The organism is Methylobacterium sp. J-092 (assembly GCF_022829325.1).
In the GTDB taxonomy this organism is placed as follows: Bacteria; Pseudomonadota; Alphaproteobacteria; order Rhizobiales; family Beijerinckiaceae; genus Methylobacterium.
Genome location: NZ_JAKSXU010000128.1, coordinates 174,291 through 187,686, shown reverse-complemented (window position 1 = coordinate 187,686; position 13,396 = coordinate 174,291). Strand labels below are relative to the sequence as shown.

At 71.3% G+C, this 13,396-nt stretch carries 11 protein-coding genes; 8 read left to right on the top strand and 3 right to left on the bottom strand.

Annotation, left to right across the window (positions count from 1 at the left end):
* Positions 1–98 precede the first annotated feature (98 nt).
* From pth to MKK60_RS15605, 5 genes are read left to right on the top strand one after another with little or no spacing between them, the layout of a single operon-like run.
* Positions 99–716, top strand: a complete 618-nt coding sequence (pth, locus tag MKK60_RS15625) for an aminoacyl-tRNA hydrolase (protein WP_243987020.1) — start codon at positions 99–101, stop codon at positions 714–716.
* A 47-nt stretch (positions 717–763) separates the two neighbouring features.
* A complete protein-coding gene (locus tag MKK60_RS15620) occupies positions 764–997 on the top strand; it encodes a hypothetical protein (protein ID WP_147727245.1) in 234 nt (77 codons plus the stop codon).
* On the top strand, positions 987–1,472 hold the full coding sequence (locus MKK60_RS15615) for a PIN domain-containing protein (protein WP_243987006.1): 486 nt from the start codon (positions 987–989) through the stop codon (positions 1,470–1,472). The genes MKK60_RS15620 and MKK60_RS15615 overlap by 11 nt, the downstream gene beginning before the upstream one ends.
* 8 nt (positions 1,473–1,480) lie before the next feature.
* Positions 1,481–2,578, top strand: coding sequence for a redox-regulated ATPase YchF (gene ychF / locus MKK60_RS15610; RefSeq protein ID WP_147727243.1), 1,098 nt, complete (start codon positions 1,481–1,483; stop codon positions 2,576–2,578).
* 11 nt (positions 2,579–2,589) lie between these two features.
* A complete protein-coding gene (locus MKK60_RS15605) occupies positions 2,590–3,594 on the top strand; it encodes a MaoC family dehydratase (protein WP_243987004.1) in 1,005 nt (334 codons plus the stop codon).
* A gap of 13 nt (positions 3,595–3,607) precedes the next feature.
* On the opposite strand, the gene MKK60_RS15600 is transcribed toward MKK60_RS15605, so the two are convergent.
* Positions 3,608–4,606, bottom strand: a complete 999-nt coding sequence (locus MKK60_RS15600) for an AraC family transcriptional regulator (RefSeq protein ID WP_243987002.1) — start codon at positions 4,604–4,606, stop codon at positions 3,608–3,610.
* A gap of 160 nt (positions 4,607–4,766) precedes the next feature.
* A complete protein-coding gene (locus MKK60_RS15595) occupies positions 4,767–7,424 on the bottom strand; it encodes an MGH1-like glycoside hydrolase domain-containing protein (RefSeq protein WP_147727240.1) in 2,658 nt (885 codons plus the stop codon).
* 456 nt (positions 7,425–7,880) lie between these two features.
* Here MKK60_RS15595 and MKK60_RS15590 point away from each other — a divergent pair, with 456 nt between their 5' ends.
* A complete protein-coding gene (locus MKK60_RS15590; RefSeq protein ID WP_243951643.1) occupies positions 7,881–8,717 on the top strand; it encodes a transglutaminase-like domain-containing protein in 837 nt (278 codons plus the stop codon).
* Here the strand turns inward: MKK60_RS15590 and MKK60_RS15585 are convergent.
* Positions 8,714–9,568 carry a type 1 glutamine amidotransferase gene (locus tag MKK60_RS15585; RefSeq protein WP_243987000.1) on the bottom strand — a complete coding sequence of 285 codons (855 nt, stop codon included), beginning with the start codon at positions 9,566–9,568 and terminating at the stop codon, positions 8,714–8,716. The two genes, MKK60_RS15590 and MKK60_RS15585, sit on opposite strands and share 4 nt — an antisense overlap.
* A 251-nt stretch (positions 9,569–9,819) precedes the next feature.
* On the opposite strand from MKK60_RS15585, the gene MKK60_RS15580 reads away from it, so the two are divergent.
* Together MKK60_RS15580 and MKK60_RS15575 are read left to right on the top strand one after the other, a co-directional pair.
* Positions 9,820–11,322 carry an ATPase domain-containing protein gene (locus MKK60_RS15580; protein WP_243986998.1) on the top strand — a complete coding sequence of 501 codons (1,503 nt, stop codon included), beginning with the start codon at positions 9,820–9,822 and terminating at the stop codon, positions 11,320–11,322.
* Positions 11,319–13,373, top strand: a complete 2,055-nt coding sequence (locus tag MKK60_RS15575) for an ATP-binding protein (protein ID WP_243986996.1) — start codon at positions 11,319–11,321, stop codon at positions 13,371–13,373. The genes MKK60_RS15580 and MKK60_RS15575 overlap by 4 nt, the downstream gene beginning before the upstream one ends.
* The last annotated feature ends 23 nt before the right edge of the window (positions 13,374–13,396 follow it).

Genomic DNA, 13,396 nt, shown 5'->3' with positions numbered 1-13,396 from the left:
CCTCCCGCGCCGCCGCCCCGCGGCGGCGCGGCTTCGAGACGATGCCCCGGCCGCGAGGCCGGGGCATCGTCGTTTCGGGAAGGTCGGAGACAGTCGTCATGCGGCTCATCGTGGGCCTGGGCAATCCGGGCAAAGCCTACGCCCGCAACCGTCACAACATCGGGTTCCTCGCGGTGGACGAGATCGCCCGGGTCCACCGGGCGAGCCCGTTCCGGCGCCGCTTCCAGGGGGAGGCGGCCGAGGTGACGTTCGGGGCCGAGCGCGCGATCCTGCTGAAGCCGCAGACCTTCATGAACGAGTCCGGCCGCTCGGTCTCGGAGGCGCAGCGCTTCTACAAGATCGCGCTGTCGGACGTGATCGTCCTGCACGACGAGCTCGATCTCGCCGCGGCCAAGATCCGGGTGAAGCTCGGCGGCGGGAATGCCGGGCACAACGGCCTGCGCTCGATCACCGCCCAGTGCGGCAACGACTATCGCCGGGTGCGCCTCGGCATCGGCCATCCCGGCGACAAGGCCCTGGTGCACGCCTACGTGCTCAACGACTTCGCGAAGTCCGAGGAGCCGTGGGTCGAGGACCTGTGCCGGGCGATCGCCGACGAGGTGGCCCTGCTGGCGGCCAACGAGAACGAAAGCTTCCAGAACAAGGTCCACCTCGCCATGGTCGGCCGCGGCTGGGCCGACGTGAAGCGGCCGGGCGAGAAGGCCGCCAAGAATTGACACGAAAACACGAGGACACGATATCGAAGACCGTTGGAGGCCGTCCGATGAAGAACGTGACCGTGACGATGGACGAGGCGGTGCTCCGTCGCGCGCGGATCGCCGCCGCGACGGAGGGCAAGAGCCTGTCGAAGTTCATCAGCGAGACCGTCGAACGTCGGATCGGGCATCCGACGACCCAGACGGAGGCTTTGGAGCGGTTCCTCGCCGGGCCGCCGCTCCACGTTCTGGACGAGAACGGGAAGGCGCCGCCGAGGAACGAGCGCTATCGTGACGAGTGATCCGGCCTTCGCTGCCGGATCCGCGATCGTCGACCCGCGCGTGTTCGTCGACACGAACGTGTTCCTGTATGCCCGGGACGACCGATTTCCGGAGAAGCAGGCCGAAGCCTTGCGCTGGCTCGCGGCGTTGGCGAAACGAGGTTCGATCGTCGTCGGTCCGCAGGTTCTCGGTGAGATTCACGCCGTCCTCCTGCGGGGAAAGCTTCGAATCGCGCCGGAGGAGGCGCGCCGTACGACGCTCGCGCTGGAAGGCTGGTCCTCCGGTGCGACGGATCTCGATCTGATCGCCGATGCATGGTCGTTGCGCGAGCGGACCGGTTTTCAATGGTGGGACTGCGTGATCCTCGGGGCGGCGATCCGATCGGGTTGCCGGTTCCTGCTCTCCGAGGATTATCAACACGGCCGCGAGGTCGAGGGAACGACAATCATCAATCCGTTCCGGGTTTTACCCGAGACGATCCTGATGGACTCTTGAGGAATATCATGGGCTTCAAATGCGGCATCGTCGGCCTGCCGAACGTCGGCAAGTCGACCCTCTTCAACGCGCTGACGCAGACGGCGGCGGCGCAGGCCGCCAACTATCCGTTCTGCACCATCGAGCCCAACGTCGGCGACGTGGCGGTGCCCGACCCGCGGCTCGACGACCTGGCGAAGATCGCCGCCTCGAAGGAGATCATCCCGACGCGGCTGACCTTCGTCGACATCGCCGGCCTCGTGCGCGGCGCCTCGAAGGGCGAAGGGCTCGGCAACCAGTTCCTCGCCAACATCCGCGAATGCGACGCGATCGCCCACGTGGTGCGCTGCTTCGACGACGGCGACGTCACCCATGTCGAGGGCAAGGTCGACCCGGGCGCCGACATCGAGACGATCGAGACCGAGCTGATGCTGGCCGACCTCGACAGCCTGGAGAAGCGCGTCTTCGCCCTGGAGAAGCGGGCCCGCGGCGCCGACAAGGAGGCCAAGGAATTCCTGGACCTCGTCAACCGCGCCCTGCCGTACCTGCGCGAGGGCAAGCCCGCCCGCATGGTCGCGCGCAAGCCCGAGGAGGAGCGCCTGTTCCAGCAGCTCGGCCTGATGACGGCCAAGCCCGTGCTCTACGTCTGCAACGTCGACGAGGGCGACGCCGACAAGGGCAACGCCTACTCGAAGGCGGTGCAGGAGCGCGCGGCGGCGGAGGGCGCCCAGGCGGTGGTGGTCTCGGCCAAGATCGAGAGCGAGATCGCGGTGATGCCGGCCGCCGACCAGGGCGACTACCTCGAGGCGGTGGGGCTGGCCGAGCCCGGCCTGAACCGGGTGATCCGCGCCGGCTACGACCTGCTCGGGCTGATCACCTACTTCACCGTCGGCCCGAAGGAGGCCCGCGCCTGGACGATCACCAAGGGCACCCGCGCGCCCGCGGCGGCCGGCGTGATCCACACCGACTTCGAGAAGGGCTTCATCCGCGCCGAGACCATCGCGTTCTCCGACTACACCGCGCTGAAGGGCGAGTCCGGCGCGCGGGACGCCGGCAAGCTCCGCCTCGAGGGCAAGGAGTACCTCGTGCAGGACGGCGACGTGCTGCATTTCCGCTTCGCCAACTGAGGCGCGCGCCCATGCCCGGCCCCGACACGTCCGGCCTCCACTTCGAGGATTTCGCCGCCGGCCAGGTCCGCACCGGCGTGCCGCTGACGGTGAGCCGCGACGACATCGTCGCCTTCGCCCGCGCGTTCGATGCGCAGCCGTTCCATCTCGACGAGCGGCTCGCGGAGACGACCTTCGCCGGGCGGCTGATCGCGTCGGGCTGGCACACGGCCTCCCTCGGCATGCGGCTGCTGCAGGCCGGGCCGATGGGCGGGCACTCCTCGCTCGGATCGCCCGGCATCGCCGAGCTGCGCTGGCTGAAGCCGGTGCTGCCGGGCGATACGCTCTCCGCCACCCTGCGCGTCGACGAGACCCGCGCCTCGGCCTCGAAGCCCGACCGGGGCTTCGCCGCCTGCCTGCTCACCCTGGAGAACGGCCGCGGCGAGGCGGTGATGACCCAGGCCTTCACCGTGATGCTCGCCCGGCGCGGGGCCGAGCCGGCGCCGCCGCGGATCGTCGAGACCGGCGTCCCGCCCGCGGTGGTCGAGCCGGACGACGCCGAGATCCTGCCGTTCCTGAAGGACGCGGCGATCGGCGCGACCCGCGATCTCGGCGCCTACGCCTTCCCGGCCGAGGCGATCCTGGCCTTCGGCCGCGCCTACGACCCGCAGGTGTTCCACACCGATCCCGAGGCCGCCAAGGCGACGCATTTCGGCGGGCTGTGCGCCTCGGGCTGGCACACGGCCTCGGCCTACATGAAGCGGCTGCTCGCGACCCGCGCCCGCGACCACGCCCACACCGCCGCCCGCGGGCAGGCGCCGACCACCGGCCCGTCGCCGGGTTTTCGCGACATGCGCTGGCTGAAGCCCGTCTATGCCGGCGACACCGTGCGCTACGCCACGACGCTCACCGACAAGCGCGCCTCCGCCTCCCGCCCCGGCTGGGGCCTCGCCTTCGCCGACAACGTCGGCGTCAACCAGCGCGGCGAGACCGTATTCTCGTTCAAAAGCTCGGTGTTCTGGCAGTGGGCGCCGTGAGGCGGGCGCGGGGTCAGTCCCGCGGGCCGGCATCGCGCCGTGCCTCGGAGGGCGTGCGCCCATAGGCACGCCTGTAGCGTTGCCCGAAGTCGCTCATGTGCACGAAGCCCCACCGCCGGGCGATCTCCGCGATCGTGATCTCGGGATCGAAGGCGGAGGTCAGGTCCTCGTGGGTGCGCGCGAGCCGCCGCTCGGTGATGAACGCGATCGCCGTCTGCCCCATCCGTTGACGGAACTGGCTCTGGAGGGAGCGGACGCTGAGCCCGGCCGCCGTCGCGATGAGCGACAGGGTCATGGGCCGCGAGAGGTTCGCCTCGATGAACTCGAGAGCGATGCCGAGGCGCGACGCGGAGGCGTCCGTCGCCGGGGCCGGTGCCACGCGCGCGCGCTTCGGCCAGACGGACAGCAGCTGATAGCTGAGGATCTCCTGGATCAGCGGAAACGCGATGTCGCCGCCGCGATCCGACGCCTGCCCGCGGCGCTGCACCTGCCGCATCATGTGGAACAGGGCGATCATGCCCGGTGTCGAGACATCGGCGATCGGCTCGAAGGACGGCACGCCGTGCTGTCCGCCCGTCAGCGCGGCGTTGGCGGCCGCGAGCGCTTCGAACGTGATCGTGCCGTTGATCGCGTTGAAGGCCTGCGAGGCCTGGATCTCGCCGACCTCCTCGAAGCCGACGAGGGTCGCATGTTTCGGCGTGCCGCGCGTCCTGCCCGCATGATTGCGGTAGGTGATGTGCCCGTTCGCGATGAACCGGACCGTCATCATGTCGGAATCGACCCTGGGCTTGCTGATGAAGCCGCTGGACGAACGGGTTTCCCACAAGCACAGGGTGCTGCCCTTGCTGCCGATCATCTGGATGTCGGGCTTGACCGAGCGGAGCACGTCGAAGTTGATCGCGAAGCTGCTCAGGTCGTTGAAGCTCTGAAGCTGGCGCGCGGAAGCGATGCGGGCGGCGAATCCGTTCTGCGGAAGCCACGCGGCGCGGTGGTTCGAAGCCTGACCCGTCATCCCGTCAACGTGAAGCCCGTGCCTGCGAACCTGTCCCGATCGCGTCGCCCATGATGACATCCCGCGGCCGCGTCCGCCAATCGCGGGCGTCCACGCAGGGATCCCGGGCGGAGCGCACCGTGCGAAAGCCCCGCCGGGACCCGCCCCGCTGGACGATGCCCTAGGCACCCCCGCGCTGCGCCCGGTGGTGCAGCAGGTTGACGATCAGCGCGGTCCAGCCGGTCTGGTGCGAGGCGCCGAGACCGCGGCCGGTGTCGCCGTCGAAGAACTCGTGAAACAGCAGCGCCTCCTCGGCGCCCTCGGCCGACGGGATCGGCGCGCGCGCACCGTGGACCGGGCGGCGGCCCTCCGCGTCCTTGGCGAACAGGCCGATCAGGCGCTCCTGCAGGGCGTCGGCGATGGCGGCCAGCGTGCACATCGCGCCCGAGCCGGTCGGGAACTCCACCAGGAAGTCGGTGCCGTAATAGGAGTGGAAGCGGCGCAGCGCCTCGATGATCAGGTAGTTCGTCGGCATCCACACCGGCCCGCGCCAGTTCGAGTTGCCGCCGAACATGTTCGAGGTCGAATCGGCCGGGTCGTAGCGCACCGTGAAGGAGGCGCCGAACTCGTTGAGCACGTAGGGCTGGTCGCGGTGCGCCTTGGAGAGCGAGCGCACGCCGAAGGGCGAGAGGAACTCGGCCTCGTCGAGCATGCGTCGCAGCAGCGCCTTCATCCGGTGGCCGCGCAGCAGCGAAAGCAGCTTTCGGTCGCCGACGCCGCCCTCGTCCCAGCGCGAGACCAGGCAGGCGAGGTGCGGGCGGTTCTCCAGGAGCCAGTTGAGGCGCCGGGCGAAGTCCGGCAGGCGCTGGAGCACGAAGGGCTCGATCACCTCCACCGCGAACAGCGGCACGAGCCCGACCATCGAGCGCACGCGCAGCGGCAGCATCCCGCCGCCGGGCATGTCGACCTCGTCGTAGTAGAACGCGTCCTCCTCGTCCCAGAGGCCGAAGCCCTCGCCGCCCATGTCGGTCATCGCCTCGGCGATGAGGAGGAAGTGCTCGAAGAACTTCGAGGCGGTGCTCTCGTAGACGTCGTTGTGGAGCGCGAGCTCGAGGGCGATGCGCATCATGTTGAGCGCGTACATCGCCATCCAGGCGGTGCCGTCGGCCTGGTGCACCATGCCGAAGCCCGGCGGCGGGCGCGAGCGGTCGAACACGCCGACGTTGTCGAGCCCGAGGAAGCCGCCCTGGAAGACGTTGCGGCCGCCGGCATCCTTGCGGTTCACCCACCAGGTGAAGTTGATCAGCAGCTTGTGGAAGACGCCTTCGAGGAAGGCGAGGTCGCCGCGGCCGCCGCGCCGGTCGCGGTCGATCTCGAACACCCGGTAGGTCGCCCAGGCGTGGACCGGCGGGTTGGTGTCGGAGAACTCCCACTCGTAGGCCGGGAGCTGGCCGTTGGGGTGCATGTACCATTCGCGGGTCAGCAGCAGGAGCTGCTTCTTGGCGAAGTCCGGGTCGAGCAGCGCCAGCGGCAGGCAGTGGAAGGCGAGGTCCCAGGCGGCGAACCACGGATATTCCCACTTGTCGGGCATCGAGAGCACGTCGGAGGCGGCGAAGTGGCGCCACTGCGTGTTGCGGCCGCCGTCGCGCTCCCGCGGCGGCACCGGCTGGAGCGGGTCGCCCTGCAGCCAGCGCCGCACGTCGTAGGCGTAGAGCTGCTTCGACCAGATCAACCCGGCGGAGGCCTGCCGGAAGATCGCGCGCGCGTCCGCATCCGCGATCCCGTCCTGCAGGTCGTCGTAGAACGCGTCCGCCTCGGCGATGCGGCGGTCGCGCACGGCGTCGTCGGCGTCGATCGGGCGCGTCCGCGTCCCGGCGGAGAGCCGCAGGCGCACCCGCCGGGTCTCGCCGGGCGCGAGGCGAAGCGCGTAGTGCAGGCCGAGCTTGGTCCCGGCGTCGCGGCGGACCGCCGCGGCGTCGCCCTCGACGATCGCGGCGTGGAGCCCGTCCTTGAACGGGCCCTCGGCCTCCGGCTGGCCGGCGTGCCGGCGTAAGTTGGTGTCGTTCTCGCAGAACAGCACCTCGGGCTCGCCCTCGAAGGCCAGCCGGTAGCGCCCGAGCCGCGGGTGCTCGCAGGCGATGCCGCCCTCCGGATGGCGCGCGATCCGGGGCCGCGGCAGCGCACCGTCGTTCCGCCACGACCAGGTGTTGCGGAACCAGAGCTGCGGCACGAGGTGGAGGTCGGCGGCGTCCGCGCCGCGGTTCGTCGCGGTGATCGTGGCGTGGACGTCGTCGACGTCCGACTTGGCGTATTCCACCGTCACGTCGAAGAAGCGCGACCCCTCGAACAGGCCGGTCTCCTCGATCTCGTATTCCGGCACCTCGCGGCTGCGCTGCAGCCCCTCGCGCACGAGGTCCTCGTAGGGGTAGGCCCCTTGCGGATAGCGGTAGAGGAACTTCAGGTAGGCGTGGCTCGGGACCGCGTCGAGGTAGTGGTAGATCTCCTTAACGTCCTCGCCGTGGTTGCCCTCCTCGTTGGTCAGGCCGAACAGGCGTTCCTTCAGGATGCGGTCGCGCCCGTTCCACAGGGCGAGCCCGAGGCAGAGCTGCCCGCGCTCGTCGCAGATCCCCGCGAGCCCGTCCTCGCCCCAGCGGTAGGCGCGCGAGCGGGCCTCCTCGTGGGTGAGCGAGCGCCACGCGTTGCCGTCGCGGCTGTAATCCTCGCGCACGGTGCCCCATTGCCGCTCGCTGAGATACGGCCCCCACAGCGACCACGCCCGCTCGCCGCGCGCCTGCTCGGCGATGCGGCGGCGCTCCGCCCAGGCGATCGCCTCGCTCATGCGCTGGACCCGCAGCCCGGCGCGGGGCGGGCGTCGGCCCCGGCGCCGCGAAGGATCGCCCCGACGGGCCTGGGGGAATGCGGAGGAACGGTCATGACATCCCGAGGGGCCGATGGGTCGATGCCCCGCCCCGGATGCATCATCAGAGCCAGTCGGCGGGCCGGCACGGAAATCGGGCCGACCGCGCGTCCCGGGCGTCCGGAGCTTCGGCGCGCGGGCCGGCCGGATCGGACCCGTGCCGAGGCTCGAGCCCGGGCCGACACCTTCGTCTGCGGATGACGAGGTCTGTCGACCGGCAGCAACGGCGGCGGCTCGAGCGATGAAGACTGCCTTTAATCTGGGCAGAACCTGCGCCGGAAGCACGCCTGATCTGCGGAACCTCGCGTATCGGCTCGGTGTTCAACGGCTACCTGCGACCCTACCTGCGACACCACGCGCGGCTTCCACGGATCTACGATGCTCGTCCAGACCGGTTTCACCATCGCCTTCAACACCTTCGGCCCGACCCCGATGAACCTGCTGCTGAACGTGCGGCCGGAGCGCCGGGCCGACCTCGTCACGCCCGAGGTCATCGCCTTCGATCCGCCGGTACCGGCGACGCAGCACGTCGACGCCTTCGGCAACGTCTGCACCCGCATCGTCGCGCCGGGCGGCCGGATCACCATGTCGGCCGACTTCACCATCGGCGATTCCGGCGAGCCCGACGCGTTCGCGCCGCAGGCCCGCCAGCACCCGGTGCAGGACCTGCCCGACGACGTGCTGCCGTTCCTCCTCGGCTCGCGCTACTGCGACACCGACAAGCTCTCTGCCACCGCTTGGTCGCTGTTCGGCGCGACGCCGGAGGGCTGGGCCCGCGTGCAGGCGATCGTCGACTTCGTCCACAACCACCTGCGGTTCGACTACCAGCTGGCCGACAACACCCGCACCGCCCATGACGGCTACGTCCAGCGCGTCGGCGTCTGCCGCGACTTCGCCCACCTGGCGATCGCGCTGTGCCGCTGCATGAACATCCCGGCCCGCTACGCCACCGGCTATCTCGGCGACATCGGCGTGCCGAAGGACCCGGCGCCGATGGATTTCTCGGCCTGGTTCGAGGTCTATCTCGGCGATCGCTGGTACACGTTCGACGCCCGCCACAACACGCCGCGCATCGCCCGCATCGTCATGGCGCGCGGGCGCGACGCGACGGACTGCGCGCTCACCACCAGCTTCGGCACCGCCTACCTGATGCAGTTCGACGTGCACACCGACGAGGTGTCGCCGGACGCGGGCGCCATGGCCGAGGCGGCCTAAGGCGCGCCGGCACCCGTCTCGACCAGCCGGTCGAGGAAATTGCCGATCTCGCGGCGTCTCTGGTCCGGCTCTAGGACGTCGGCGCCGAGCCCGTGCCGCCAGGCGAGCGGGCCGGCCGCCGCGCCGCCCGCGTGGAGCGCGGCGATCTCCGCGGCATAGGCCGAGACCGCGGCGGCATCGGGCGCGAGGCCGGCCTCGACCACGTCCGCGGCGCTGACCCGCAGCATCGCCGCGAGCTCGTCGAAGTCGAGCTCGGGGTGGTACTGCGTGCCCCAGAACAGGCCGCCGCCGTGCGGGATCTCGATCGCCTGCACCTCGAGCAGCGCGTTCCCGGCCAGTACTCGCGCGCCCGGCGGCGGCGCGATCACCGCGTCCGAATGGATCGCCGGGGCGTCCCAGGCCGCGCCCCGGCCCGACAGCAGCGGGTGGCCGCGGCCTTCCGCCGTCGCCGTGATGCGGCGAGCGAAGCCGTATTCCGGCCCGCGCGGATTGGGGCCGACGTCGCCGCCGGCGACGACCGCGGCCAGTTGCGTCCCCCAGCACGAGCCGAACACCGGCAGCCCGGCCTCCAGAGCCGCGCGCATCAGGTCGCACTGGCGCGTCACCGCCGGGCTGCGCTCGCCGACCTTCAGGGGCGAGCCGGTGAAGATCACGCCGTCGTAGGAGGTAAGCGCCGCGCCGTCGGGCAGGGCGGCGTCGGCGTCGGCCGGGCTGAGCAGCCGGCATTGCGCCTCCGGGCGATAGGCGTGGACGACGTCGGCGTAGGATTCGGCCGAGGTGCGGCCGGTGACCGCGACGTGCTGGGCGCGGTCGTCGCGCGTGTTGCCGTCCGCGATGAGCAGTCGAAGCATGGGGGCCTTGCGGGAGATCGTCGGGATCCGGTCACGGGCAACGTCCGGCGCCGCCCGATGGTGCTGCGGCATAGGTGCAGCCGCGACGCCGGGCGTGATCCGGCGCCGGTCCGGACGATCGCCGCGGTGCCCGCCATCCGAGGGTCTCGGGACCTATCGACGGCTGCCGCGTTGAGGCAGGGCCGTTCCTGAGGCAAAGCACTCCCTCAGGGGCCGCCGGCCGAGCGCCCGATCCACCCTGCGTGATGACGATGACGACTGATCAGACACCGCGCGTCGCATCCTACGTCCGGGACACCCTGTCGACCGGGATCGCCGGGCTCGACGACGTCCTGTCCGGCGGCCTGACCAAGGGGCGGCTCTACCTGCTCGAGGGCACGCCCGGCGCCGGCAAGACCACGCTCGCCCTGCAGTTCCTGCTCGACGGCGTCGCGCACGGCGAGAAGAGCCTCTACGTCACCTTGTCGGAGAGCGCCGAGGAGCTGCGGGCCTCGGCGGCGTCGCATGGCTGGTCGCTCGACGGCGTCGAGCTCTACGAGCTCGTCAACGAGCTCGGCCTCGACCCCGAGAGCGAGCAGTCGATCCTGCACCCCTCCGAGGTGGAGCTCGGCGAGACCGTCCGCGAGGTCATCGAGCGGGTGGACGCGCTGCAGCCGAACCGCGTGGTGTTCGACAGCCTGTCCGAATTGCGGCTGCTCGCCCAGAACCCGCTGCGCTACCGCCGCCAGATCCTGGCGCTGAAGCAGCTCTTCGCGGCGCGGGGCTGCACGGTGTTCCTGCTCGACGACGGCACCACCGACGTGCAGCTCCACAGCATCGCGCACGGCGTCCTGCTCCTGGAGCACACCCCGCGCGAGTTCGGCGCGGGACGGCGCCGCCTCCGCGTCCTGAAGATGCGCGGCGTGAAGGCGCGGGGCGGGTACCACGACTTCGTCCTCGAGACCGGCGGGATCGAGGTGTTCCCGAGCCTGATCGCCGCCGAGCACCACGCCGACTTCGCGCCGGTGACCGTCACGACCGGCGCGCCAGGCCTCGACCTCCTGCTCGGCGGTGGGCTGGTGCGCGGCACCAACACGCTGCTGCTCGGGCCGTCCGGGGCCGGCAAGACCACGACCGCGGTGCGCTGCATGCTGGCGGCCCTGGAGCGGGGCGAGAAGGCCACCTACTTCCTGTTCGACGAGGGCCGGGCGACCCTGCTGGCGCGCGCGGCCATCCTCGGGATGGACCTGCAGCCGCACATCGCCGACGGCGACCTCAGCATCGCGCAGATCGATCCGGCCGAGCTGGCGCCGGGCGAGTTCGCCTGCCGCGTCCGCGAGGCGGTGGAGCGGGACGGTGCGTCCTGCGTCGTCGTCGACAGCCTCAACGCCTACATCCACGCGATGCCGGGCGAGCAGTTCCTGATCCTGCAGATGCACGAGCTGCTGACCTACCTGAACCAGAAGGGCGTCACGACCCTGCTGGTGCTCGGGCAGCACGGCGTCATCGGCGAGGTCCGCTCCGACATCGACCTGAGCTATCTCAGCGACGGCATCCTCCTGTTCCGCTACTTCGAGGCCAAGGGCGAGGTCCGAACCGCGCTCTCGGCGGTCAAGAGCCGGGTCAACGCGCACGAGCGCACGATCCGCGAGCTGAGGCTCTCCCGCAACGGGATCCAGGTCGGGGAGACGCTGACCGACTTCGAGGGCGTGCTCTCGGGCCTGCCCGCCTACGGCGGCAAGGTCGCGATGCTGCGCAGCGACACGGCGGAATGAGCCGGCCCGGCCCCGACGAGACCCGCGTCCTCATCCTGGCGCCGCGCGGACGCGACGCGGTGGTGATGGAGCAGCTGCTGGCCAAGTCCGGCACCGCCGCCACGGTCTGCGCCGACGGGGCCGCGTGGCTCGCCGGCCTCGAGGCCTCGGCCGGCTCGGCGATCGTCACCGAGGAGGCGCTGGCCGAGGTCGACCCGGACGCCCTCGCGGCCTGGATCGAGCGCCAGCCGCCCTGGTCGGACTTCCCGTTCATCATGCTGGCGACGCGCCAGGCGGGGCGCCGCCCGGCGCGGGGCGCGGCCATGGTGGAGCGCCTCGGCAACGTCGTGCTGCTGGAGCGCCCGATCAACGCCGAGACCCTGATCAGCGCCGTCGCCTCGGCGCTGCGGGTGCGGCGGCGCCAGTACCAGGCCCGCGGGCACATCCGCGAGCGCGAACAGGACCAGGAGCGCCTGCGCGTCGCCAACGAGACCCTGGAGCGGCGGGTCGCCGAGCGCACCCGCGAGGTCGAGGCCGCCCGCGAGACCCTGGCCTTCGCCCTCGATTCCGCCGGCATGGGAACCTGGGACCTCGACCTCCTCACCGACACCGCCCGCCGGTCGGCCCGCCACGACGCGATCTTCGGCTACGACGCGCCGCTGCCGCATTGGGGCCGGCAGACCTTCCTCGCCCACGTCCACCCGGAGGATCGGGAGGCGGTGACGGCGGCCTTCGCGCAGGCGGCGCGGGCGGGGACGCTCGACATCGAATACCGGATCGTGCGCCCCGACGGGGCCGTGCGCTGGATCGCGGCCAAGGGCCGGGCGGAATACCGCGCCGACGGCACGCCGGTCCGCATGGCCGGCATCGTCCTCGACCGCTCCGACCAGCGCAACACCGAGGAGGCGCTGCGCCAGGCGCAGAAGATGGAGGCGATCGGCCAGCTCACCGGCGGCGTCGCGCACGACTTCAACAACCTCTTGACGGTCATCGTCGGCGGCCTCGACATGGTCCTGCGCAAGCCCGACAACGTCGACCGGGTCAAGCGCCTCGCCGACGCTGCGATGACGGCGGCCCGGCGCGGCGAGCAGCTGACGCAGCAGCTCCTCGCCTTCTCGCGCCGGCAGATGCTGCGGCCGCAGACGCTGAACCCGAACCGCCTGCTCATCGACTTCCGGCCGCTGGCCGAGCGCGCCGCCGGCGCCGCGATCGAGCTCGCCTTCGACCTCGACCCCGCCCTCGACCCGATCCGCGTCGACCCCGCCCAATTCGAGGCGGCGATCCTCAACCTCGTCGTCAACGCCCGCGACGCGATGGAGGCGGGAACCGGCAGCGCCCGGATCGAGGTCCGCAGCCGCAACGTCCGGCTCGACACCGCGGCCGTCGCCGACAAGGGGGTGCCGCCGGGCGCCTATGTCGAGATCGCGGTGTCCGACACCGGCAGCGGCATCGCGCCGGACCTGATGGCGCGGGTGTTCGAGCCGTTCTTCACCACCAAGGAGGTCGGCAAGGGCACCGGCCTCGGCCTGAGCCAGGTCTACGGCTTCACCCGCAGCGCCAAGGGCTTCGTCGCGATCGAGTCCGAGGTCGGGCGCGGCACCACCTTCCGCCTGCGCTTCCCGCGCTCGGCCGACCCCGCCGGCGAGGAGACGGGCATGGGCGAGCGCGGCGTGCTGCCGCTGCGCCGCGCCGGCGAGGGCGAGACCGTGCTGCTCGTCGAGGACGACGAGCAGGTCCTCACCATGGCCGTCGAGAGCCTGGAGGAGCTGCGCTACAAGGTCGTCGTCGCGCGCAACGCGGCCGAGGCGCTGGCCCATCTCAAGGACGTCCAGCGCATCGACATCCTGTTCTCGGACGTGATGATGCCCGGCGGCATGAACGGCTCGCAGCTCGCCGCCGAGGCGCAGCGCCTGCGCCCCGGCCTCAAGGTCCTGCTCACCTCGGGCTACGTCGCCGACCTCGACGAGGGCCAGGTCATCGGCCGCGGCGAGCTGCCGGTGCTCAACAAGCCCTATCGCCGCGACGAGCTCGCCCGGTCGCTCCGCCTCGTCCTCGGGGCCGACGACGGCTGAATGGGCCGCCGATCCGACGAACC